Here is a 23632-nt window from a genome sequence, read left to right on the forward strand (position 1 = left end):
CAGCTCTCCACGTTCTTCGATGATCTCGCCCGCGAGACCCGAAGTTCCTGAATCGCCTGCAACTCCTGCAACTCCTGCGACGCCCAACCCCGCACTGTCTGTGACTGGTTCGAAGCCCGCCTCGTTCGCTGCACGAGGCGGGAAGAAACCCGCCGTGTTGACCGCAGCCGACCGTATCGGCTTCACTGACGCCTCGCCGGGCGACTGCGGCTCCGCCGTTCCTGCAATCCGCCGGGTCGAGACCCGGAGCGCTGCACGTGAGCGGCTTCCCGAGGGCCGGGCCGAGCGGTGCGACGACCGCGGCGGCCGCGCTCGTGCCGGGCGGGCTCACCGTCGACGAGCGTGAGACAGCGGACGGGGCCGCCGCTCGCGTCCACCACGACGGCCTGCGCGTTGGGCCTGGGTCACGCCGACAGCGAGCAGGACACCGATGGGCCAGCGATGGACAGATAGACGGCGGCCCGGCCGCGCAGCCGGGACGGAAGGAGTTCCAGGAAGTAGGGGAACGTCACCGTGTAGATGCCGGCGAGCGCCAGCCCGGACACGAACCGCGTCACCATGAGCACGGTGAAGTTGGGCGAGAAGGCACTGGCCAGAGCGATGACTCCGTACGCGGCGAGCGACCACAGGCAGACCGAACGCCGCCCGATCCGGTCGGACACCGGCCCCCACACCAGGCTGCCCGGGATCATGCCGAGCGCCACGGCGGACAGGGCCCAGCCGATCGCGGACTCGTCGATGCCGAAGGCGCCGCCGAGGTCCCCCGACACGTACACCAGGGCCAGCTGTTCCCATGACTCGATCACGAAGGCCATAAAAGGCGGCGGCGGCAAGGAGGTGCGCCCGCCCGAAGGGCATGCTCTCGAACCACGCGCCGACGGGGCGGTCCGCCTTGGCCACGGCGGGCATGGCGCCCCGGTCCGTGTCTCTCGTGGTGCTCATCGGCTGTCCTTCCGGCCTGACCAGGCTAAGGCCCCCGGGATGAGGGGTGGCGGCACCATAGACAGCGGCGGCTCTCGGTACACGTGCACGGCGCACACCCCTGACGGGCACAGGTCGTGCGCCGCGCACAGGGGCGATCGGATCGGATCCCGGCAGGTGGGTGCCGGTCCGCTCGCCGGTGGCGTGGCCGTCAGGCCGATGAGCCGCTGTCGACGACGAGATCGCTGCCGACCACCGACCCGGCCGCGGACGTGGTGACGTAAAGCACGGCGGCCGCCACTTCACCGGCCTCCACGAGCCTGCCGAGCGGGTTCTCCTTCTTCACCTGCTCGGCCCGGTCGGCCTAGGGCGTTTCGTTGGGATCATGGGAGTTGCCAGTTGTGACGGTCTCGCGTGCTGTGTCAGTGCCGTGCCGTACGGTCCGGATGTGATCTCGCGACCGACGGGTCAAGCTCAGGGCCCCTACGAAGCTGCGTTCCTGCCTCGGCTGCAGATAAGTCTGCGGAAAGCCGACGAGCCTGTGACGGAGCCGGTGTCCAAGTTCGGAGGGCAGCCCGTGTGGCTTGAGGCGCCGGCATGGCCAGTAGATCCACAGACCGGGGAGCCGCTGGTTTTCATCGGCCAGTTCCGAGTGCCGGGGGACGAGGTGCGTCTGGCGTACCTGTTCCTGGAGGAGGACGACCGGGTCATGGGCATGCATCCGACCTCCGGCGAGGCCGTCGTGCTCATACAGCCTGACGGCAGGGTGCCTTCGTTCGCAGTGATCGGGCCTCGCGGCACCCGAGGAAGATCACTGTGGCGTTGGGGTCACGACGAGACGGAGATCCCTGTCGAGTGGCTGGTCGACCTGGACCCTACGCCGCCCGAGACGGACGCGGCAGCGAATCACCACTCCGCGTGGTGGAGTTACATGCGGCACGAGGGCCCGGAAGTCGACCTGCCGTCCGGCGACGAGCCCGAAGACTTCCTGGGCGGCACGGCTGTACTGCCCAACGGCCATGCCTGGGGCCTCGACGACGATTCCTGGCTGTTCCTCTGCCAGTTCGCCGACCGGGGCGAGGACGCGGAGGATCCCTTCTTTCTCAACTTTGGCTACGGCAGCGGATTTGTCTTCATCAGCTCCGACCACCGCGAAGGTCGCTTCCTGGCCGACTGCAGCTGACCAGTCCGGCACGGTCAATGGGCGGACCAGAGGAAGATGCCGGCGACGTGGAGTCCGGCCAGGTAGATGGTCGCGGTCTTCTCGTAGCGGGTGGCGATGCCGCGCCACTGCTTCAGGCGGTTGATGCACCGCTCGACGGTGTTGCGCTGCTTGTATGCCTCGCGGTCGAAGACGGGTGGCCGACCCCCGCGGCTGCCTCGACGCCGGCGGTGGCCGCGCTGGTCCGCAGGGACGGGGATCACCGCTCGGATGCCGCGCTTGCTCAGGTGATCGCGAATCGCGCGTGAGGAGTACGCCTTGTCGGCCAGGACCACATCCGGCCTGGTGCGAGGTCTGCCGCGCCGGCGCGGGACACGCAGGCGAGCCATCACCCTCGCGAAAGCGGGTGCGTCACCGGCCTGTCCGGCCGTGAGGACGAACGCCATCGGCAGGCAATTCCCGTCAGCAGCGAGGTGAATCTTCGTGGTCAGCCCACCGCGAGACCGGCCGATGGAATGGTCATCTGGCTCGCCAACCGGGGCCCCTTTTTGCGAGCTCCGGCCGCATTCTGGTGAGCGCGCACGATCGTGGAGTCCACCGAGACGGCCCAGATCAGATTCTCTTCAGCATCGGCCTGGGCCAGCAGCGTGGTGAACACTCGCTCCCAGGTTCCGTCGGCGGCCCACTTCCGCAGACGGTTGTAGACACCCCGCCAGTTGCCGTACTTCTCCGGCAGATGGACCCACTGTGATCCGGTCTGGAACTTCCAGGCGATCGCATCGATCACCTCTCGGTGATCCCGCCACCGTCCACCGCGCTTCGGTGCCCGGTCCGGGAGTAGCGGCTCGATCCGCACCCACTGCGCATCAGTCAATGGCATACCCGGGCCAACGATCGGATGATCCAAACGAAACGGCCTAGGTCTCCCTGGGCCGCAGCGAGAATGCGAGCAGGCTCGAAAGTTTCGAAGAGTTCAATGATTCAAAATGGATCACCCCCTTCACCGCGACCGACCGACACCACCATCCACCTCCTCGATATACCCACTGACCTGCAAACACAACATCAAGAGCACATCCCCAGCGAGACCGAAGGTTTCGCAACATCTGCCGAAACTATTGACAGCTGTCGGGGGCAGATCAAGACTCCGTGATCGGGCCGGACAACCACCACCGACTCCCAGACGAGCCCAACCACGCTTCAGGGCCTCTGCGTTGGGGGAGACGGCAGCGACCCGCCCGGCATCACTCCTACGTAACTGCCCCTGGAGGAACCCAACATGAGCGCACCCGTGCCATCGCCTCGCAGACGCAGACCAGGCCGCTTCATGACCCTGCTGAGAAGCTCGTGGGCGATCGCCCTGGCCGCGGTCGCCGTGCTGCTGCTGCCCAACGCCGCCAGCGCCGACACCGTCATCAACTCGAACCAGACCGGCACCAACAATGGTTACTACTACTCGCACTGGAGCGATGGCGGCGGCTCGGTGTCGATGACGCTGGGCTCGGGCGGCAACTACGGCTACCAGTGGAGCAACGTCGGCAACTTCGTCGGCGGCAAGGGGTGGAGCACCGGCGGACGCAAGTCCGTGAACTACTCCGGCAGTTTCAACCCGTCGGGCAACGCCTACCTCGCACTCTACGGCTGGACCACCAACCCGCTGGTCGAGTACTACGTGGTCGAGAACTTCGGCACGTATCGCCCCACCGGCACCTTCAAGGGCACGGTCACCAGCGACGGGGGCACCTACGACATCTACGAGACGACCCGGGTGAACCAGCCCTCGATCGAGGGCACCAAGACCTTCAAGCAGTACTGGAGCGTCCGCCAGTCGAAGCGGACGGGGGGCACCATCACCACGGGCAACCACTTCGACGCCTGGTCGAGCCACGGCATGAGCATGGGCTCCTTCAACTACATGATCATGGCGACCGAGGGCTACCAGAGCAGCGGCAGTTCCAACATCACCGTCAGCGAGGGCGGCTCCGGCGGCGGCACGGGCGGTGGCGGAACAGGCGGCGGCTCCGGCGGCTGCAGCGCGACGCTCTCCGCAGGAGACAAGTGGAGCGATCGCTACAACCTGAACGTCTCCGTCTCCGGCGCCGGCAACTGGACCGTCACCATGAAGGTCCCCTCGCCCGAGAAGGTGCTGTCCACCTGGAACGTGAGCACCAGCTACCCGGACAGCCAGACCCTCGTGGCCAAGTCCAACGGCAGCGGCAACAACTGGGGGGCGACCATCCAGGCCAACGGATCCTGGACCTGGCCCACGGTCACCTGCAGCGCCGGCTGATCCCACCGGGTCCGCAGCGACCCTCTCCTTCACCACGCGTCCGGCCGCGCCTTCGGCGTGGCCGGACCTCCGCCACCAGGAGGACCTCCATGCATCTCCTTCCCCGCCGTCGCCCGACCGCCCTGGCCGCCGGGCTCGCTCTCGCCGCGACGGCCTCCCTGGGCCTGACCGCCACGACCGCCGCTCCCGCACAGGCCGCCGCCTGCAACGGCTACGTGGGCCTGACCTTCGACGACGGCCCGTCCAACGACCACACCCCCGCCCTGCTCAACGCCCTCAAGCAGAACGGCCTGCGGGCCACCATGTTCAACGAGGGGCAGTACGCCGCCTCCGCCCCGAGCCAGGTGCAGGCCGAGATCAATGCCGGCATGTGGGTCGGCAACCACAGCTACACACACCCGCATCTCATCCAGCAGAGCCAGGCCGAGATCGACTCGGAGGTCTCCCGGACCCAGCAGGCCATCGCCAACGCGGGCGGAGGCACGCCGAAGCTGTTCCGGCCGCCGTACGGAGAGACCAACTCCACCCTCAAGGCCGTCGAGGCCAAGTACGGACTGACGGAGGTGATCTGGGACGTCGACTCGCAGGACTGGAACGGTGCCAGCAGCGACGCGATCGTGCAGGCCGTGGGACGACTCACCGACGGTCAGGTCATCCTGATGCACGAGTGGCCGGCCAACACCCTCGCCGCGATCCCGCGCATCGCTCAGTCGCTCGCATCCCGCGGCCTCTGCTCAGGCATGATCTCCCCGCAGACCGGACGAGCCGTCGCGCCCGACGGCAGCACCGGCGGAGGCGGGGGCACCGGTGGCTGCACCGCGACACTCTCCGCCGGACAGCAGTGGAGCGACCGCTACAACCTCAGCGTCTCCGTCACCGGCGCCGGCAACTGGACCGTCACCATGAACGTCCCGGCCCCCGAGAAGATCCTCTCCACCTGGAACGTCAGCACCTCCTACCCCAGCGCCCAGGTCCTGACCGCGAAGCCCAACGGCAGTGGAAACACCTGGGGGGTGACGATTCAGACCAACGGATCCTGGACCTGGCCGACGGTCTCGTGCAGCACGGGCTGACGACCTGCCGCACCATGACCGGGTGGCTTCCACGGCTGAGCGGAGATGATCCGCCGCACCCGAGGGTAGGCGTGAACATCGTCGTGCAACGCGGTGCAATCGCCGCGGTGCACGTGCTCGGCCTCGCCGTGTGGTTCTCCATGTCGGCGGTGGTTCCCAGCCTCCGGACCGACTGGGAACTCACCGCCGGGGGCGCGGTACGGCTCACGGCCCCGGTACAGATCGGTTTCGTCGTCGGGGCCGCGGCCTCGGCCACTCTGATGTGTACGCGCTCGGGGCGGTGCTGCCCTTCATGATGACGGGCCACTATCCGTACCAGGCCGATCACGTACGTCTGGGGCGCGGAACCGAAGTGCCTGCGGCAGCCGGTGGAGGCGGTCCAACGCGAGGAGGTCCTGGCGGGCCTGAGGCACTCTCGCTGCCCGGGCGGCGCCAGAGGTCGATGTCCTTCTTCCATGCCTTGTTGCCGCCACCCGTAGGGCACCGGCTGTTGTAGCAGCGCCAGTACCAGTTCTCCTTCGCACCGCGCCCGATCTCGATGTCGTCCTGCCCGCACCGGGGGCACTTCGGCGGGCGGGCGAAGATCTCGGCATGCTCGTGAGTGAGGATCTTGCGGGCGAAGTAGGCGCCGCGCATCGTGACCATCACCTCGCGGGTCCAGCTCTGCGACAGGGCGTTGAGGCTGCCGAGCATCACGGTCCTCTCGTCCACGACCACGATCTTCTGATGCATGACGTGCATCGGGACGATCGTATGGGCGACCGCACGCAGGTCCTCGACGAGAGACAGGTTCGCCGGCTTCTTCTGGAGCTGGTCACTGGGGTCGCGGACGAAAACGGTCACCCGTACACCCCGGTCGACCGCCGCACGCAGCTCCGGAAGGATCATCCGGACGCGCCTGGCCACCCAGGGGGTCCACAGCCACAGGGATGTCCGCGCGCTTCTGATGGCGGCGACGAAGGACGCGTAGAACATCGTCTCGTCGTCGACATCACTGACCTCCACGTGCCGTGAGAGGACCTCCGCCAGACGGTCGCCGAACTCCCCGCGTGGCACGTGCAGCTCGGGCGGCGTGATCAGGGACTTGGCGGGGAGAACCCGCACTCCGGACGTGCCGATGAGGGCGTCCAGCTGTCCGAACGGGGAATCCGGCGCCTTCCGTGCCACCTCCCGGATGCGGCTGCCGCTCGCGATGACGTACACACGAGTCTGTACACGGGTCATGGCCACGTTGAACAGCCTGACCCCGCTGCGCATCCAGTCGCTCGCCTCCGGTGCGCGCGATGCCTTCGCCATCCACAGCGGCCTGCTGTGTTCGCCCTCGACTGTGTCGAAGACGACGATGGGGAACTCCCTGCCCTGGAACCGGTGCGCGGTGCCGACCTCGGCGCTCGGACCACCATCCCGTTCGATGTCGCGAAGCGCCTCCAGCGTGGCCTCTGCCTGGTCTCCGTACGGGGTCACGACGCCCGTGGTCTCGCCGTCCCCGCCGTGCAGATCGATCAGGGCCCGGGAGATGAGGGGGCCCGCGGGCCACCAGCCCTTGCTCGGGCCCGTGAGATGGACATGGGCGAGTTCGTGGAGCCCGTCGGTGTCGATGAGGACGATCTGCGGGTCCTCGGGGCTCCTGGAACTCGGCACGACGGGGCCGGCCTGGAGTACACCGCCGTAGGCCAGGCCGTTCACGAGGCCCATCACGGCACGGCCGAACCGGTTCTGGGTCACCAGAGTCGTACAGGCGGGGTGTGCGCGCTGCCGCCGGGTCGGTGATGCCGCAGTGCTGGAACACGTCAGGAACCAGCCAGCGCTGGATGTCAGGGCGCCTCTTGTCCTTCAGCGCTCGGGGAACGACCGGGCCCAGCTGCATGACGTCCCCGAGGAGCACGGCCGCCTGCTGGGCGTGGGAGACGGCGAGCAGGACCTCGGGCAGGGAGGCGGCGCCGACCTCGTCGATGAGGACCACGTCGTAGTGACCGGAGAAGACATGCCGGTTGGTACGGAAGCGGGCCAGGGTCGTGGCGACGAGGCGGGCGTTCTTGATGATCTCGCCCTGCGCGTCACGGGCGAGGCGCTCGTACTCCTGCTGGATCTGCTTGTACCGCTCCTCCAGCGGGCCCTTCCGAGCCGCTTCGGAGGCGACGATGGAACGCAGAACCTCGGCCTTCCCTTGCCGGGCGGGCCAGCCCTGTTCCTCGGCGGTGGCGATGAGCGTCTCGGCGAGGTGCGCGCGCCCGGCTTCGTCCTCGGCCGTGGCGAGAGCCGTACGAAGTTCGCCCAGCGACCGGGTCTGGGTGCGGTGGCGGGCGGCGGCGGCGCGCGCCGCCTTGTCACGTCGGTCGATCTCGGTGTCGGAGAAGGGGATCGCCCGAGTCATCTCCTCGGCCTGGACCGCGATCCGGGCCCGGCGGCGATCCGCGATGTCGCGGGCCTTGAGGGCATGGTCGTGCGCCTCCCGGAACTGGACTCCCGCCTCACCGCACGCGGCCTGGGCGCCGGTTCGCTCAGCTCGTGAACGCAGCTTGGCGAGCCCTGTCCGGTTCTCGAGCTCGCGCAGGGCGCGCTGCGTCTCGCGCAGCCGCTCTCTACTTTGAAGAGCCGCGGACTCGGCTGCCGTGGCGGCGTGTTCCACCCCGTCGGCCTCGTCGAGGAGGGCGTCGACCTGCTTCCAGAGGTGGCGGGAGTCCTCGGCGTCGTCCCGGTCCTTCAGCGCCCTGTTCAGGCCCTGCTCGGCCACCGCCAGGCTCTGGCCGACCTCCCGGGCGGCCTTCTTCAGTTCCGACACCCGTACATCGCGCGACGCCGCATCACCGAACGGCTCGGTCACCAAGGCCCTGGCCTCCGCATCGAACCGTACGAGGCCTGCCTCCAGCTCCAGCAGTCCCAGTCCTGGGCAACATGACCAACTGACCTGACCACACGTACAGGCAGCACGGCAGCTACTGCCTTCCCGTGCCCACAGCCTGTTCGGTCCGCAGCCTCGTGGCTGCAAGAGCGCCGACGGCACCGCCGAAAGGAACACGGTCCTAGGCCATGAGGCCTCAGCTCGGCGAGGCGCGCCCGATGGCCGCCGGCTTTCCGGCCGGCGCCCTCAGCTGAGGGCGCCGGCCGGAGACGGTCTCACGCGGCAACGTGATCGCGCCGGGGTTCCTGATCGTCGTCGGTGGAGCCCGCAACTGTCAGGAGGGGTGTATCTACGCTGGGAAAGAGTGCCGCCCGGCCCTGAATGATTGATGAACTCACTCCCAGGAGATTGGGATGATCCCTGCATCTAAACGCTGTCCAACCGGCGACGATTCCGCTCCTTGACACAAACCTGCTGGTCGAGGCCGCGAGGGCTTCCAGAACTGCTGCGTTGACAGAAAGCATCGGCGTGGACACCCACGCATCAATCGACTTGAAGGGTATCCCTCGATCGGCCGGCCCAATGGCACGATGCAAGTCCGACCGGCGTCGGCAAACGCCCTTCGGACACCAGGACTTGGAGCCCGCACACGCTCTCGCGCCGTGACGCGTGGGAGCCTCTCGATATCAGGAGACACGACCATGTCGCATTCATCCGTTCCGGCCCGCTGTGTGGTGCACGGTGAACCCCGCCGCAACCAGCTCTCCACCGCCGATGCCGTCGTCATCGTGGTAATCACCGTGCTGGCTTGCGGGCTGTCCACGACTGGTCTGGGACTGTCGTCGGTCCTGTCCGTACTGAGCGGCGCCGGGGTGGTGGCGGCGGGCACACTGATGGCCGTGCGGGGAGGAAGCCGGACGCCGGGCCGCATGTTCGCCCGCGTCCTGCACGCGTTCACCACCGCCTGAGCATCGCTGGTGGGGCGTAAGGAGAGGCCGATCGCCTCGTCGAACAAGGCACTGGTCGCGTTGGCCCAATGGCTGCGCGACCAACGATCGGCCCGCGGATACTCGTATGCGGATCTGGCTACCCGTTCCGCATGCCATGCGACGACCCTTCAACGGGCGGCATCAGGTCGGTCGATCCCCACTGTGCAGAGCGTACGGATGTACGCGCGGGCTTGCGGTGCGTCGGAGAACAGGGCCGTGGAACTGTGGCAGCTGGCCTGTGTCCGCGGCTCCGGCGGCCCGCCGCGAGGATCGCCGAATCCACTGACGATCGATGGCATCGGCTCGTTCAAAGCCGGGCTGCGCACCTTGTACGAGCTGGCCGGCCGTCCGTCGATGCGTGAGATGGAGAGGCAGGCGGGTACGGGCTGTCTCCCGCACAGCACAGCGCATCGCATCGTGCGGAGCCGGACCGTGCCACGCGATGTCCATCAGCTGACGGGATTTCTGAGGGCGTGCTCGATCGGACCGGCCGAGCATCCGTTGTGGATCGACGCCTGGCGGCGCGTGCTCGGCCAGGAAATCCCTGTGCTCCCTCCGCCGCCACAGAGACCGACCGGTGTGGAACCGGCGGCCGTGACGACGCGGCCTGAGATACGCGCGAGCGACGGGCCTGTCGGCGTGGCAGCGACACTCGTGGGGCCACCGCCGGAGCTCCAGTTCTCCGTGCTCGGTCCGGTACGGACCAGGCGGGGCGGCGAGACGCTGCCATCCGGCTCGCCGCAGCAGCGCGCCCTGCTGGCGGCCTTGCTCATGAGGCACGGGCGCACCGCCACGGCCGGCGAACTGATCGACGCCATCTGGGGCGAGGACCCTCCCTCCCAGGCACTGGCTGCGCTGCGCACCTACGCCTCCCGGCTCCGCAAGGTCCTGGGCCCGCTCGTCCTGGCCAGCGAATCGGGCGGCTACGCGATGCACGTCGAGCGCGAGGCGCTGGACCTGACCATGGCTGAGGACCTGGCGGCCGAGGCGGAGAAGCTTCGAGCTTCCGGCGACCGCCACCGGGCCAGGGCCCTTCTCAACGGGGCACTCGCCCTCTGGGACGGAGAGGCACTGACTTCGCTGCCCGGCCCGCACGCCGAGAACCAGCGCACCCGGCTGGAGGAGTGGCGGCTCCAACTCACCGAGGCCCGTCTCGATCTGGATCTGGAGCTCGGCCACCACGCGGAGACGATCTCCGAACTCACCGCACTCACCGCGGCGCACCCGCTGCGGGAGCGCCTGCGTGAACTGCTGATGGTGGCCCTGTACCGCAGTGGCCGGCAGGCGGAGGCGCTGGCCGTCTACGCGGACACCCGCCGGCTGCTCGCCGACGAGCTCGGCGTGGACCCTCGCCACGAGCTGGCCCAGCTCCAGCAGCGCATCCTGCGCGCCGACGAAGAACTGGCCCGCCCGGCGGACGAACCCGCCCCGGGGACGGCAGCCCCGACTCGTCCCGCACAACTCCCCTCGACCGTCCCCGACTTCACCGGCCGCACCGCGCTCGTCCGGGAGCTCGGCGATCACCTTGCCGCCGCGGAGGGCGTCACCGCCGTCTCCGGCATCGGCGGCGTCGGCAAGACGACCCTGGCGATCCACGTGGCGCACCAGGCCCGCCGGTACTTCCCCGACGGCCAGCTCTACGTCGACCTCCAGGGCGCGGGCTCCCGGCCTGCCGAGCCCAGGACGGTCCTCGGGGCGTTCCTGCGTGCGCTGGGCGTACCGGATTCGGCGGTCCCCGACTCACTCGACGAGCGCGCCGCGCTCTACCGCTCCACCCTGGACGGCCGCCGCGTCCTCGTCCTCCTGGACAACGCCCACGACACGGCGCAGATCCGCCCCCTGTTGCCCGGCACGGCGGGCTGCGCCGCCCTGGTCACGAGCCGCGTCCGGATGGTCGACCTGGCCGGCGCGCACCTCGTCGACCTCGACGTCATGTCCCCCGAGGAGGCATTCGAGCACTTCACCAGGATCGTGGGTCGTGAACGAGTCGACTCGGAGCGCAGTGAGGCCCGATACGTGATTGCCGCCTGCGGCTTCCTGCCTCTGGCCATCCGCATTGCCGCCTCCCGCGTGGCGGCCCGCCGCACGTGGAGCATCGCGAGACTGGCAGCACTACTCGCGGATGAGACCGGCCGGTTGGCTCAACTACAGGCCGGCGATCTGGCCGTGCGACCTGCCATGGAGCAGAGTTACGCCCAGCTGCATGCTGAGCAAGCACGCGCCTTCCGGCTGTTGAGCACATCGACCAGCGTATTGCTGTCCCTGTCCGAATCGACAAGTCTCCTCGACCGGAGCCCCATACAGGTACAGACTCTCCTGGAAGGACTGATCGATGCCGGTCTGCTCATGGCCATAGGACCAGACCACTATCAAGTGCACGCTCTGGCGCGACTCTTCGCACTCTCGCTCCGCACTCCATGACTCCGATTCGCTATCGGCCACTCCCGCAGAACCAGCCTTGGGGAGCGCGCCTCCCAGTCGGCGCGACCGGCACAATCAGCAAGGTGACGTCCTGCCACAACGGGCGTTACGAGCGTCATTCAAGCGTCGAGACAGCACTGCCCGGGATCGTGCGGCTCGCCGAGATTCACGGCGTCGCCGACCGGACCTCAGGCGCGCCCTGCTGGACCTCCGCGAGCGGGAGCCCATCGAGACATTGCCGTACAAGGGCTCGTACGCAGTCGACGTACTGCCACCGACAGGCGGTGGCGCCGACCGCTGAGGCCAACGTGGCGGGGTACGCATCTCCGGGAACATTCCGTCGAGTCCGCAGCCACACCGGTCCGGTCAAGTAGCGTGCGGTGGCCGACCCAGGAACAGGTGCAAGACATGCATTGCGTCAACTGTGGACAAGAGACCGAGTACGAACACCAACCCCTCGTGGGGGGCCCACCGGAGACAGGGCTGGTACATGTCAGCAGCGGTACGCCGGCCTGTTACCCGGAGCGTGGCGCCGCGAGCCCGTCTGCCAAAGCTCCGGTACCACCGCACCTCCGCCGCCTTTTGGAGCAGGGACCGGGGTTGCCTCCCCCACCACCGCCCGGATTCCTGACCGAGGAGGGCGGGCCCGGTTCAAAGGCGTGAAGTCCGACAGCACGGTGCCGACCGCTTCGCGCGGGCTGCCCCGGCGGCAGGGTTCCGCCACGACCCTGCCGGCCGACGCGCTCGCGGCCTAGCCTTGGCTCCATGCAAGCAACTCTGATGATCTACAACGGCACAGCGGCGCCCGATGCGGACGTACTGCGCACCGGGGGTGTGCCGCTGGCCCCTGCCGGGACCGCCTGGCCGATATGTGGCAACACCTGCGGAGGGCCGATGCAGTTCTTCGCGCATCTGCCGGTCGAGTACGGCGTCCTGTCGGTGTTCGTGTGCCAGAACGATCCGGGCGCCTGCGACACGCACGATCCGGTCTCCGGGGCGAATCGGGTCCTGCTCTTCCCGTCTGCGGGACTCGTACCGGTGGCCGTGCCCGAGGAGGGTGTGACACTGCTGCCCGCAGTGTCGGCGATCACGACCGCGGTCGTGCCGCTCGAACCCGAGGAGGCCGACGAGGACGGTCTCCCGCCCGACGCGTACGACCTCGCCCGTGGCGGGTGGAAGTGGGAGCCCGGCGAACGGTTCGGGAAACAGCGGGAGGTTCTCGGATCGCTCGGCGGCAGCCCTTCCTGCCTTGGGGACGACCGGCTGCCCGAGTGCCCCTCCTGCTCCGGCGTCATGGAATTCGCAGCCCACCTGGAGGAGGGGATCGACCTGCGGAGCGCAATGAACCTGGGCGGCGATCTGGGCTACGTCTTCGTCTGCCGCCCTTGTTCCCAGGGAGCCTTCCTCAGGGACTGAGCCCGTCCGGGGGGCGGGCCCGCCCCCCGGACGGGTCCGGACGGATCGTCCACCTCCCTGTGGAGGCGGCAGCCGGTCAAGCCCACTGGTTTGGTCAGGAGTCCTCGATCAGTACCGGAGGACGGCTACGAAGGCGCATGCGTTCGCTGAACTCCGCGGGCGTCTCGCCCGTGCGGTTGCGGAAGAAGCGGCTGAATGCCGTTGCGGTCGGAAAGCCGAGCCGGTCCGCGACGGACGCGGAGGTCAAGTCCGTGTGCACCAGCATCCGCCGCGCTTCGAGCAGGACCCGGTCGTCGATGAAGCGTTTCGCGCTCAAGCCGACGGCGGCGTGCGTCACCCGGCTGAGGCTGCGGACGCTGTAGCCCAACTCTGCCGCGTAATCCGCCACTTTGTGGCTGCGCCGGTAGCCGTCCTCGACCGCCTGGTGGAACCGGTGGAAGGCCGCGCTGCCCGCGGCAGGCCCCCGGGGAGTGGATGGCAAGTGCGTGAGCCTGAGCAGGAGCGCGGTGAGCAGATGGCGGACGACCTCGGCGTGGGCCTCCAGCGGGAGCAGCCCGAGTTGCCGGTACTCGTCGGCAAGGAGGTCCAGCAGCTGGCGTACCTGCGCGTCGACCGGCGCGGGGAGGGCGACCGGGAGTCGCCAAGCACGCTGGTCGAGTCCGATGGCGGCTCCCGCATCCGTTCCCAGGGCGTGCGGCATGAAGAGGACCGCTGTTCCATCGGTCTCCAGGGTTCCCGCTCCCAGCTGGAGGACCTGGCCGGGGCGCACCCACAGCCAGCTGCCGCTGGTCACCAGACACTCGGTGGCGTCGACCGAGCACACCAGGTGGCCGGTGTGCAGCGTGAACAGCAGATGGAAACCGGGGCGCAGCGGAGCGAAGGGGCTGCCGGTGAAGCCGGCGGCGAGATCGAGCAGCTCGTGAAGACCGAGCACCTGCACGCCGGGCAGGCTTCCTGGTTTCCGGGGGAAGGCCAGCTGCGGAATCCCTGCCATGAGTACGTCTCCTTTTGCACATCATGGAGCCGTTTTCCATCACGAAGCGCCCCGTTCTTCCTCCTAGAGTCTAGGACATGGCTGGTCAGAGGGCATGAGACCTCGATTCACGATCCATGAGCCAGGCGACTGAAACGGTTCCTTCCGTGGCCCGTGGACGACCGGCGGGACGAGGGAAGGTGCTGCCATGCGATTGGTTGTGGGGATGACAGGAGCGACCGGCGCGATCCTGGGTGTGCGGTTGCTCGAGGCGCTTGGGGGCCTTGCCGAGGTGGAGACACATCTGGTGCTCAGCCGCTGGGCCCGCAGCACCGTCGAGCTGGAGACCGGCCGTTCGGCGCGGGAGGTGGCGGAGCTGGCGGACGTCTTCCATGACCCGGCGGACCAGGGTGCCTCGATCTCCTCGGGGTCGTTTCCGACCGATGGCATGGTGATCGTGCCGTGCAGCATGAAGACACTCGCGGGTGTGCGGACCGGCTACGCCGAGGGTCTGGTGGCCCGGGCGGCGGACGTGACGCTCAAGGAGCGCCGGCCGCTGGTGCTCGTGCCCCGGGAGACGCCGCTGAGCAAGATCCACCTGGAGAACATGCTGGCGCTGTCCAGGATGGGTGCGCGCATCGTGCCCCCGATGCCCGCCTTCTACAACCATCCGGCCTCGGTGGACGACATCGTCGATCACCTTGTGAGCCGCGTGCTCGACCAGTTCGGTCTCGCCGCACCACGGGCGCGGCGGTGGGAGGGCATGCGCGAAGCCCGGCTGCGGACGCCGGCCGCCTGAAGCGTCCCGGCACGGCGGCCGCCCCCTCACGACCGCACCGACCTGCCACTCGAACCCAAGGAGAACCTCATGACGCAGCATGGTGCTGCCCTCAACTTCCGCGACTTCGTGGACGAACTGCTGCGCCGCGGGGACGCCGTGCAGATCGACCGGACGGTGGACCCGGACCTGGAGATCGGCGCGGTGACCCGGAGGGTCTACGAAACCCGCTCCCCGGCCCCGCTGTTCGCCTCTGTCTCGGCGGGCGATAAGGGGATGCGGGTGTTCGGCGCCCCGGCAGGCCTGAGCAGCGACGAGCACGGCGCCTACGGCCGGCTCGCCGCCCACGTCGGTCTGCCGAGCCACAGCTCGGCGCGGGAGATCCTTGAGAAGCTCGTCGCGGCCATGCACGCCGATCCGGTGCCCCCGCAGGTCGTTCCAACCGGCCCCTGCAAGGAGAACATCCTGCTCGGCGAGGACGTCGACCTGGAGCGGCTTCCGGTTCCGCTGCTGCATCGGGAAGACGGCGGCCGGTACGTCGGCACCTACGGGTTTCACGTGGTCCAGAGCCCTGACGGCCGGTGGACGAGCTGGTCCGTCGCCCGGACGATGCTGCACGACCGCACCACCCTGGTCGGCCCGGCCATGCCGCAGCAGCACGTCGGCATGATCCGTGAGATGTGGCGCGAGCTGGACCGGCCCACTCCATGGGCGATGGTCCTCGGCGCACCTCCGGCCGCGCTGGCGGCGGCGGGCATGCCGCTGCCGATGGGAGTCGACGAGGACGGTTACGTGGGTGCGCTCAGCGGGAGCGGCGTGGAGGTCGTCCGGACGGAGACCAACGGACTGTACGTGCCGGCGAACGCGGAGATCGTTCTGGAGGGGTACATCAGCGCGGACGAGACGGGCCCCGAGGGGCCGATGGGCGAGTACCACGGCTACTCGTTCCCCGACGGCAAGCCGCAGCCGCTCTTCCACGTGGAAGCCATGACCTTTCGCGACCGGGCGATCCTCCCCGTGTGCGTGGCCGGAGTCCCGCCCGAGGAGAACCACACGGTCTGGGGAACCATGATCTCGGCGGAGGCGACCGATCTGCTGCGCTCCCGCGGCCTTCCTGTCGACCTGGCCTGGTGCTCGTACGAAGCCGCCACGTGCTGGATGGTCGTCTCCGTCGACCGCGAGCGGCTCGCCGCCCGCGAGACGACGGAAGAAGAACTCGTCCGAGACGTGGCTGAGGTGCTCTTCGGCTCCCACGCCGGGTGGCTCGTCCCCAAGGTGATCCTGGTCGGCTCCGACATCGATGTCACCGATATCGGCCAGGTCGTCTGGGCCCTGGCGACCCGCTACCGCCCGGGTACCGAGTACGTCTTCCCTGACACCCCCGGCATCCCGATGGTGCCCTACCTCTCCGCAGAGCAGATCCGCGCCGGCCACGGCGGCAAGTCGGTCATGAGCTGCATACGGCCCGAGGAGTTCAGCGGTGAAGTCCGTGGCGGGACCGCGTCGTTCCTGACCTCCTATCCGCAGGACCTGCAGCGGAGCGTGATCGCGAACTGGACCCGGTACGGCTACGAGTCCGCATAGCCCGGGCAACTGAGCGTCACGGCCGGTGCCCACGGATTTCAGCCTGCACCACCTGGCAGTCCGCCGCCTGCGGCCCTTCGATGACCTTGTCCATGGCGCTGAGGGCATCGTCCCGCGCCTTCTGCGCCTTCTGCGCCTTCTGCGCCTTCGCGTACTTGGGCATCAGTCCCAGCGGGTCCGACGCGGTGTTCGGGTTGTCCACGTAGCCGACGGGGTTCGGGGCGGGGGCGAGGCCGAGGGGGTCGGGAGAGGCGTAGCGGCCGGTCTCCGGGGCGTAGTGGCGAAGAACGACCTGACCGCCGCACGGCCCCACGGGATCATCGACGCGCTCGCCGCGGCAGAGCTGAAGTGCTGGGCGGACAAGGCGTACCAGGGGGCCGGCCACCCCGTCCGTGTTCCGTTCCGAGGCCGTCGCCTCAAGCGGTGGCAGCGTCGTCACAACAGCACGCACGCCAAGATCCGCTGCCTCGGCGAGCAGGCCATGGCCACTCTGAAGGGCTGGCGCCTTCTGCGGAAGCTCCGCTTCAGCACCAACCGCATCACCGCGATTGTCCAGGCGGTTCTTGTCCTTCACCACGCGTCAGCGTGAGGTTGGAAAAGGCTCAGTAAGCGTGCCGCATAAGGCCGTATTCGGGCGGGTCGGGGCAACGAGGGCATTGCAGCTATTTCCATACCACGGCCACGACCGCTGCGGCCGCCGTGAACGTCGCTACGGCGTAGAAGGTCCAGGTCTTCTTGTTGCGCATGCCAACCAACGCTGTCATCGCCACGAGGAGGTCCAGGGCCAGTTTCACGCCCATCTTGGCGTGAGGCACAGGCAAGTCCAGCGATATGCGGGTCCAGATCAGCCCGGCGCCTGTGACCAGTTGGACGACCGCGCTGGTCACCATGTAACTGCCAGTCACCGGGTCTTTGCCTCGCACCTGGTAGAAAATTCCGCCCAGGAGAGCGGCGAATCCGAAAAGGTGGAAGACGAGGAACGCGTAGCGAAGAGATTCCATAAGAATGATCTTTCCAGTGAGATAGAACGGACCGACGGTCTGCTTGCATGCAACTCGGATGCTCGCGAGCCCCCTTGGCGTATGGGGGTCGGCACTCACTCAGAAGGTGTGGTGCCGAGGCGTCTCCAGGCGACGAGGCCGCAGGAACGGTGCCTGATCCCCGAATGGCTGATCAGCCACCGCTCATTCATCGAAGGGTGAGCGGGGTCTCGGATGCGATGCGGGACAGCTTTTCAGGGTTGCGGACGACGTAGAGACCGGTGATGCGGCCGCCCTCTACGCGGGTCGCGATGATGGCGTCCAGCTCACCGTCCAGGTGGATCGCCAGCGCTGGGCTGCCGTTGACCGTGGTGTGGGCGAAGGCGACCGGGACCGTGTTCTTACCGAGACCGCCGACCAACAGACGGGCCACCTTGCCGGCGCCGGCGATCGGCCGCAGCGCAGCGTGCCTAACGCCGCCTCCGTCGCCCATGTAGACGACCTCGGGCGCGAGGACGTCGAGCAGGCCCTGCAGATCTCCGCCCTCCAGTGCCTGCAGGAACGACTCCAAAGCCGCCCGAGTCTGGCTCTGGGAGACCACCTTGCGCGGACGCCGGGCATCGACGTGCCGACGTGCCCGGTGCGCGATCTGACGCACGGCTGCCGGGGTCTTGTCGACCGCCGCCGCGATCTCGTCGTAGCCGACGTCGAAGACCTCCCGCAGCACGAAAACGGCTCGCTCGGTCGGCGACAGTGTTTCCAGGACCAGCATCACCGCCATCGAGACGCTCTCGGCGAGTTCGACGTCCTGGGCCACGTCCGGCGTGGTCAGCAGCGGCTCCGGCAGCCACGGACCCACGTACGACTCCTTGCGCCGGGACATGGTGCGCAGCCGGTTGAGCGCCTGCCGCGTCGTGATCCGGACCAGGTACGCACGCTGGTCGCGCACCTGCTCAAGGTCCACCTCGACCCACCGCAACCAGGTCTCCTGCAGGACGTCCTCGGCATCGGCCGCCGAGCCGAGCATCTCGTACGCGACGGTGAAAAGCAGATTACGGTGCGCAACGAATGTCTCGGTCGCGCCGTCCATGGCGTGATCATCACTCATGACCTGATCCTCTCCCTCCCGTTCCGCCCGCATCTAGGAAACCTGTTCGGCAACCGGCTCTTCGGAGCGCATGGCCTCCAATGCCTCCCGGCGTCCGGAGCCTCCCTTCATGCGGTGAAGGCTGTACCCACCGGGCTTGTGTGCCTCGTCAGCCAAGTGCTTCACGATGCCCTTGCACACGCCTTCCTTCATCTTCGCGCCGAGCCGACCGCCGATGTGGAACCAGACCGCGACGTCGGACCTGTTGCCGAACTGGAAGATGCCGGTGGCCCGGCCCAGGCTGATGCACTGCGCTCCGAACGACTGGTTGAGGGTCTCGGGCTGTTCACCCGCCAACCGGCTGAGCACCGTGTCGGCGGCCCGCGCGCCCAGCGGCATCGCCGTCTGGCAGCTCATCCGCACTGGCAGACCCGACGGTGCCGCCGAGTCCCCGGCCGCGACGATGCGGTCGTCATCCACGCTCGTCAGCGTCTCGTCCGTGAGCAGGCGGCCCAGGGCATCGGTGCTCAGCGCACTGCGGGAGGCCAGGTCCGGCACGCCGAAGCCTGCGGTCCAGATGGTCACCGCGCTGGGCAGCTCCCGGCCGTCGGCAAGCCGCACCGCATCCCGTGTCACCGCCGTCACCCTCGCGGCGGCTCCTTCCACGATCTTCACCCCAAGCGCCGCCAGTCGCCCGGCCACCGACCGTCGACCCCTCCGGTGCAAGTACGGCCCGAGCACCCCACCGCAGACGAGAGTTACGCTGCGGCCCTGATCCGCCAGCTCGGCGGCGGTCTCGATGCCCGTCGGACCGGCTCCGACCACCGTCACCGCGGCCGACGCGGGCGCGGCCTCAAGAACCGGAAGCAGCCCCTGCGCCTCCTCCAGGCTCGCGAGCGGGTAGGCGAACTCGGCCGCCCCGCGCACCTGAGGGTCGGCGCTGCCACTGCCCACCGCGTAGACCAGGTAGTCGTAACCGACCACACCACCGCTCGCCAGCTCCACACCGCGCCCCGCCGCATCGATCCGCGTCACGCTGTCGACGACCAACCGCACGCCCGCAGCCAAGACCTCCTGGTAGCCGACGACAGCGGCGTCGGTCCCGCCGACCAGTTGGTGCAGGCGGACCCGGTGGACGAAGGTCGGGCGCGGGTTGATCAGCGTCACGGTCACATCGTCGTGCCGCGTCAGGCGATTGGCCGCCATGACACCTGCGTACCCCCCGCCGATCACCACGACGTCGGTGTTCTCAAACATGATGTCTCCCTCGTTTCGAGCGGTTCGAGCTCAAGACACCGCCCGCACGCCCCCTGTGACATCGTGTGACCCAGATCTCCATGCGCGTGCTCTGCCGGCCCGCCGACTGCGCCTTCCTCGACGACTCCCACAAGGGCCACGCGCACACGGCCTTCTACAGAGTGCTGCTGCTGGCAGCGGGATGCCCCCAGGCCACGCACCGTGATGCGCGTCTGCTACTACTCAGAACGAGGACGATCAGCCCGACGGCCGAAGTTCTAGGCGGTTTTGAGGAGCTGCTTCCGCAGCAGGGTGGCGCCGGACTCGGCAAGCCAGTCCCCGAGCGTCCGCAGTCCGGGATGGATGATGCGCAGGGTCTCGATGTCTGCATGCCAGCGCGATCCGGCTGCCCAGCGCTCCCGGACCTGAACGATCTCGGGGTTGAGTGCCGCCGCCTCGGCGTGAGTGATCTGCTCGTAGCGAATGGCGGCACCAGTGGCCTCGCTGATCGCGGCGACCGCCTCGACAGGGGTAGGGGCATCCCCGGCCAGCTCCAGACTCCGTCCAGCGAACCGGTCAGGCTGATCGAAAGCCAGCGCCGCGAACTCGGCGATGTCCTCCACCGCGATGATCTGGACAGGTTCGTCCGGCGGGAAAATGTGTCGGTGCACGCCTTGGGCGATGCCGTCGAGACCGATGGGCGTCGAACCGAGAAAGTTCGACATAAACCGTACCGGGCGCAGAACCGTCACCGACCGGATCCGCTCACGCAGGTAGTCCTCGATGCGTCTCTTCCCCTCGGAGCCACCTGGACGACCCGGCGTGGACGCGATGCCCGAGAACACGACGTGCTCGACTCCCACTAACGCCGCGGCATCGATCAGGGCCCGGCCACGGGTGAACTCACGCTCCACGTCGGAACCGGCCGGTCCGAAGGCCACGGGCGGTACGGCGAACAGTGCCGCTGCTCCCTCCAGCGCAGCAGGCAGACTCGAACGGTCGTCGAAGTCGCCACGCACGAGCTCGGCTCCTGCGGCTTCAAGTGATCTGGCGGCGGGTGCCGTCGTGTCCCGTACGAGCGCACGAACCGACCTTCCGGCCGCCAGGAGCCGGTGTGCGGTGGCGCCGCCCTGCCGACCGGTCGCACCGGTCACGACGACCAAAAGGTCACTACTCATATCGTCCTCCGCCTCGGGATGGTCGGTGGGCCCAGTCGGATCGGGCCCGGGGCCGATGTGGAATGCTCCACCCATTTCAGCGGCACGGACAAGGGATTACGTGACATGCCCGCAGCTCCCCAGGACGCCGGTCGGGCCGATGCCCGCCGTAACCGCAGGAAGGCACTCGCCGCCGCTTCGCAGGCGTTGGACGAGCACGGCCCGGACCTCTCACTCGACGCGATCGCACGGCAGGCGGGGGTCGGCGCCGGCACCGTGTACCGACACTTCCCCAGTAAGGAGATTCTGCTGGAGGCCGTACTTGTCCAACAGGTCGACGAACTGGTGGAGACCGCTCGGCAGTGGGAGGCCCGCTCGGATCCTGCCGCGGCATTCTTCGGCTTCCTCCTGGAGATCGTCGAAACGTCCCACGGGCGTAATCACGCATGCGATGCCCTGACCACGCGAACGACCTGGCCACGGCCGCTCCTGGCCGCATCGACACGGCGGTTCCGCCAGGCACTTGACCAACTGCTCCGCGCCGCACAGCAGGCTGGTGGGGTCCGCACCGACGTCACCATGGACGATGTCGCGGCCTTCACCGTCGGGTGCGCGACGATACGGGCCGCGCACCGCGACCGGAACGGCGGCACCCGCATGGTGCGGCTGGCACTCGAAAGCCTGCAGGCCTCCTCATTCGTCACGGAAGGGCGCGGGTTTCGTAACTCTCCCCGCGCGCCTCACGGAGCGTCACGGTGCGAGGAATGCGGGGTCCGGCTCAAGACCCGGTCCACCGGGCGCCCGGCGCGCTACTGCGGAGCGACCTGCCGACAACGAGCGCATCGCCGCCGCCTCGGCACGGCAACGCGTTCCTAGCGGAAGGCTCGTCCTGAATCCGAGTTCCCAAGCTCGACGGCGCCCCCGGCCGGATCGCCGCAGGTTCACGATCTGGATGGCCGCCCACGCCTTTTGGCGATCAGAGCTGCTTTCGCTGGTCAAAGTCCATCTGAGCCGTGCATCACCAGCAGACCAAGAACCTGCTGAGCCCTCTACCGATGTGGCTGACCATGACTGTTTGACCAGAAGTCTTCGGCACCCTGCCTCGCGGACTTCCCTATCAGGCCAGCGACGCAACACACCTGACACTCCATCAGGACGAGCGTCAAATGAGCGTCACGGGCGTCATTTCAGCGTCAAGACATCGCCCATAACGCGCACGCTCAAAACCACAGGTCAGGCACCCTTAGCGACCGGCTCAAGGATCGCAACGCATTCAACATGGTGGGTCATCGGGAACAGATCGAACGCCCGCAGCGTCCGCACCTTGTAGCCGCCCTCCGCGAAGTACGCCAGGTCCCGCGCCAGCGCCGCCGGGTCGCAGGCCACGTACGCGATCTTGCGTGCCCCGAGGCCCGACAGGCGCTTGACGACCTGCTTGCCCGCTCCCGCGCGCGGCGGGTCCAGGACGATCAGGTCGCACTCGGTGATGCCCGTGCGGGGCAGGATCTGGTCGACCTTGCCGTGCTCGATGCGGACCCGCTCCAGGTCCTTGAGGTTGTGGCGGGCGTCCTCGACCGCCCGCTTGCCGGACTCGATGCCGAGCACCGCGCCCTTCTCGCCGATGCGCTGGCCGATGGCGCCGGCGAAGAGGCCGACACCGCAGTAGAGGTCGAGCGCCATGTCGTTCTTGCGGGGCAGCAGGCCTTGCATGACCGCCCGGACGAGGGTGTCCGCGGCCTGCGGGTGGACCTGCCAGAAGCCGCCGGAGCCGACGCGGTACGTGCGGTCGTCGGCGCGCTCGCGGACGAAGCCGCGGCCGTGGACGCGGTGCACTCCGCCGTCGCGCTCGTCGACGCGCAGGACCGAGACGGGCTTGTCGAGCTCGACCAGCGGGAGGCGGCCGCCCTCGCGTGGGGTGAGGATGACCTGGCGGTCGTTGGAGCCGGTGGCGGCGATGGCCTCCACCGTGGCCATCTGGGGCCAGTCCTGCTTCTCGATGCCGAGCTCCGAGACGCCGGGCGCGGCGATCATGCACTGGTCGATGATCTCGATGTCGTGCGAACGGTGCTTGCGCAGGCCGACGCGGCCGTCCTCGTCGATGGCGTACTGGACGCGGGTGCGCCAGGCGGGCACCTCGCCGGGCGGGAGCTTGTCGCCCTCGGCCGGCATGACGGTGCCGTCCCAGCCCGCCTCCTCCGGGGTGAGGCCCGCGAGGCGCTGGAGCTGCTCGGCGATCACTTCGCCCTTGAGCCGGCGCTGGGCGCCCGGCTTGGCGTGCTGCCAGTCGCAGCCGCCGCACTTGCCGGGGCCGGCGAACGGGCACGGCGCCTTCACACGGTCCTTGGACTCCTCGATGATCCGCACCGCGTCGGCGCGCAGGAAGCGGGAGTCGGTGGCGCCGTCGGTGACCCTGGCGACGACCTTCTCGCCGGGCAGCGTGTGGCGTACGAACAGGACCTGGCCCTCGGAGGTGCGGGCGATGCAGTGGCCGCCGTGGGCGACCGGGCCGACCTCGACCTCGTACTCCTGCCCCACGAGCGATTCCCCGGCCTGGGTCTCCTCCGTCTGCGCCGACTCTGCCTGCGATTCCCCGGTCTGCGATTCCCCGGCCTGCGGCGAAGTGGATTCGTTCTGCATGAGGGGGTGGCTCCAGAGATCAAAGGGAAACAGGGGGAACGAGCGCAAAGGAAAAGCGGCCGGACAACAACCTACGAGTCTACGTG

Annotated in this window: 19 protein-coding genes and 4 pseudogenes; 11 read left to right on the forward strand and 12 right to left on the reverse strand. The window is 68.5% G+C overall.

The genetic code is table 11. The features are described from left to right. Positions 1–404: 404 nt before the first annotated feature. Both OG912_RS05570 and OG912_RS05575 read right to left on the reverse strand, forming a co-directional pair. Positions 405–806 (reverse strand): MFS transporter, encoded by a 402-nt coding sequence (locus OG912_RS05570; protein WP_327708445.1) that lies wholly within the window; start codon positions 804–806, stop codon positions 405–407. A 326-nt stretch (positions 807–1132) separates the two neighbouring features. Next, positions 1133–1285, reverse strand: a pseudogene (locus OG912_RS05575) (SDR family oxidoreductase); the annotation flags it as partial. 84 nt (positions 1286–1369) lie between these two features. Here OG912_RS05575 and OG912_RS05580 point away from each other — a divergent pair. Then, a complete protein-coding gene (locus tag OG912_RS05580; protein ID WP_327708446.1) occupies positions 1370–2104 on the forward strand; it encodes a hypothetical protein in 735 nt (244 codons plus the stop codon). A gap of 14 nt (positions 2105–2118) precedes the next feature. Here OG912_RS05580 and OG912_RS05585 read toward each other — a convergent pair. Beyond that, positions 2119–2963, reverse strand: a protein-coding gene (locus OG912_RS05585) for an IS5 family transposase (protein ID WP_443060948.1) whose coding sequence is annotated in 2 segments (ribosomal slippage) — positions 2119–2604 and positions 2607–2963 — 843 coding nt in all. Because the reading frame shifts where the segments join, the coding sequence is not laid out codon by codon here. 447 nt (positions 2964–3410) lie between these two features. Here OG912_RS05585 and OG912_RS05590 point away from each other — a divergent pair. Both OG912_RS05590 and OG912_RS05595 read left to right on the forward strand, forming a co-directional pair. Further along, the gene (locus OG912_RS05590; RefSeq protein WP_443060949.1) at positions 3411–4373 is read left to right on the forward strand and encodes a glycoside hydrolase family 11 protein; all 963 of its coding nucleotides are present in this window, start codon (positions 3411–3413) and stop codon (positions 4371–4373) included. A gap of 89 nt (positions 4374–4462) precedes the next feature. Continuing rightward, positions 4463–5446: a polysaccharide deacetylase family protein gene (locus OG912_RS05595; RefSeq protein WP_327708448.1), complete on the forward strand. Its 984-nt coding sequence runs from the start codon at positions 4463–4465 to the stop codon at positions 5444–5446. Between the two features lie 324 nt (positions 5447–5770). Here the strand turns inward: OG912_RS05595 and OG912_RS05600 are convergent, their stop codons facing one another. Then, the gene (locus OG912_RS05600; RefSeq protein WP_443060950.1) at positions 5771–7171 is read right to left on the reverse strand and encodes a phospholipase D-like domain-containing protein; all 1401 of its coding nucleotides are present in this window, start codon (positions 7169–7171) and stop codon (positions 5771–5773) included. A gap of 181 nt (positions 7172–7352) precedes the next feature. Further along, positions 7353–7820 (reverse strand): annotated as a pseudogene (locus OG912_RS40030) (AAA domain-containing protein); the annotation flags it as partial. Between the two features lie 246 nt (positions 7821–8066). Here OG912_RS40030 and OG912_RS05610 point away from each other — a divergent pair. The 4 genes from OG912_RS05610 to OG912_RS05630 all read left to right on the forward strand — a co-directional run bounded on the left by OG912_RS05610 (position 8067) and on the right by OG912_RS05630 (position 13114). Beyond that, on the forward strand, positions 8067–8345 hold the full coding sequence (locus OG912_RS05610) for a hypothetical protein (RefSeq protein ID WP_327708450.1): 279 nt from the start codon (positions 8067–8069) through the stop codon (positions 8343–8345). A gap of 644 nt (positions 8346–8989) precedes the next feature. Further along, positions 8990–9256, forward strand: a complete 267-nt coding sequence (locus OG912_RS05615; RefSeq protein WP_327708451.1) for a hypothetical protein — start codon at positions 8990–8992, stop codon at positions 9254–9256. A gap of 9 nt (positions 9257–9265) precedes the next feature. Continuing rightward, on the forward strand, positions 9266–11698 hold the full coding sequence (locus OG912_RS05625) for a BTAD domain-containing putative transcriptional regulator (RefSeq protein ID WP_443060951.1): 2433 nt from the start codon (positions 9266–9268) through the stop codon (positions 11696–11698). 765 nt (positions 11699–12463) lie between these two features. Beyond that, on the forward strand, positions 12464–13114 hold the full coding sequence (locus OG912_RS05630) for a hypothetical protein (protein WP_327708452.1): 651 nt from the start codon (positions 12464–12466) through the stop codon (positions 13112–13114). A gap of 94 nt (positions 13115–13208) precedes the next feature. Here the strand turns inward: OG912_RS05630 and OG912_RS05635 are convergent, their stop codons facing one another. Beyond that, positions 13209–14108, reverse strand: coding sequence for an AraC family transcriptional regulator (locus OG912_RS05635; protein WP_327708453.1), 900 nt, complete (start codon positions 14106–14108; stop codon positions 13209–13211). Positions 14109–14295: 187 nt separating this feature from the next. Between OG912_RS05635 and OG912_RS05640 the strand changes: the two genes are divergently transcribed. Together OG912_RS05640 and OG912_RS05645 are read left to right on the forward strand one after the other, a co-directional pair. Continuing rightward, positions 14296–14886, forward strand: coding sequence for a non-oxidative hydroxyarylic acid decarboxylases subunit B (locus OG912_RS05640; protein ID WP_327708454.1), 591 nt, complete (start codon positions 14296–14298; stop codon positions 14884–14886). A gap of 69 nt (positions 14887–14955) precedes the next feature. Then, complete coding sequence (locus tag OG912_RS05645) at positions 14956–16449, forward strand: UbiD family decarboxylase (RefSeq protein WP_327708455.1); 1494 nt, start codon at positions 14956–14958, stop codon at positions 16447–16449. Between the two features lie 157 nt (positions 16450–16606). Here OG912_RS05645 and OG912_RS40035 read toward each other — a convergent pair. Continuing rightward, positions 16607–16732 (reverse strand): annotated as a pseudogene (locus OG912_RS40035) (RHS repeat-associated core domain-containing protein); the annotation flags it as partial. On the opposite strand from OG912_RS40035, the pseudogene OG912_RS05655 reads away from it, so the two are divergent. After that, a pseudogene (locus tag OG912_RS05655) lies at positions 16730–17038 on the forward strand (transposase family protein); the annotation flags it as partial. The pseudogenes OG912_RS40035 and OG912_RS05655 overlap by 3 nt on opposite strands. A gap of 73 nt (positions 17039–17111) precedes the next feature. On the opposite strand, the gene OG912_RS05660 reads toward OG912_RS05655, so the two are convergent. The 4 genes from OG912_RS05660 to OG912_RS05675 form a co-directional block, all read right to left on the reverse strand. Then, positions 17112–17549: a hypothetical protein gene (locus tag OG912_RS05660; RefSeq protein ID WP_327708457.1), complete on the reverse strand. Its 438-nt coding sequence runs from the start codon at positions 17547–17549 to the stop codon at positions 17112–17114. 88 nt (positions 17550–17637) lie between these two features. Further along, positions 17638–18537: an RNA polymerase sigma-70 factor gene (locus tag OG912_RS05665; RefSeq protein ID WP_327708458.1), complete on the reverse strand. Its 900-nt coding sequence runs from the start codon at positions 18535–18537 to the stop codon at positions 17638–17640. 33 nt (positions 18538–18570) lie between these two features. Beyond that, the gene (locus OG912_RS05670) at positions 18571–19773 is read right to left on the reverse strand and encodes an NAD(P)/FAD-dependent oxidoreductase (RefSeq protein ID WP_327708459.1); all 1203 of its coding nucleotides are present in this window, start codon (positions 19771–19773) and stop codon (positions 18571–18573) included. Between the two features lie 257 nt (positions 19774–20030). Continuing rightward, positions 20031–20930: an NmrA/HSCARG family protein gene (locus OG912_RS05675; protein ID WP_327708460.1), complete on the reverse strand. Its 900-nt coding sequence runs from the start codon at positions 20928–20930 to the stop codon at positions 20031–20033. Positions 20931–20987: 57 nt separating this feature from the next. On the opposite strand from OG912_RS05675, the gene OG912_RS05680 reads away from it, so the two are divergent. Further along, complete coding sequence (locus OG912_RS05680; protein ID WP_327708461.1) at positions 20988–21785, forward strand: TetR/AcrR family transcriptional regulator; 798 nt, start codon at positions 20988–20990, stop codon at positions 21783–21785. Positions 21786–22142: 357 nt separating this feature from the next. Here the strand turns inward: OG912_RS05680 and OG912_RS05685 are convergent, their stop codons facing one another. Further along, positions 22143–23546: a class I SAM-dependent RNA methyltransferase gene (locus tag OG912_RS05685; protein ID WP_327708462.1), complete on the reverse strand. Its 1404-nt coding sequence runs from the start codon at positions 23544–23546 to the stop codon at positions 22143–22145. Positions 23547–23632 lie beyond the last annotated feature (86 nt).

Origin of the sequence: Streptomyces sp. NBC_00464, assembly GCF_036013915.1 — a bacterium.
Lineage (GTDB): Bacteria > Actinomycetota > Actinomycetes > Streptomycetales > Streptomycetaceae > Streptomyces.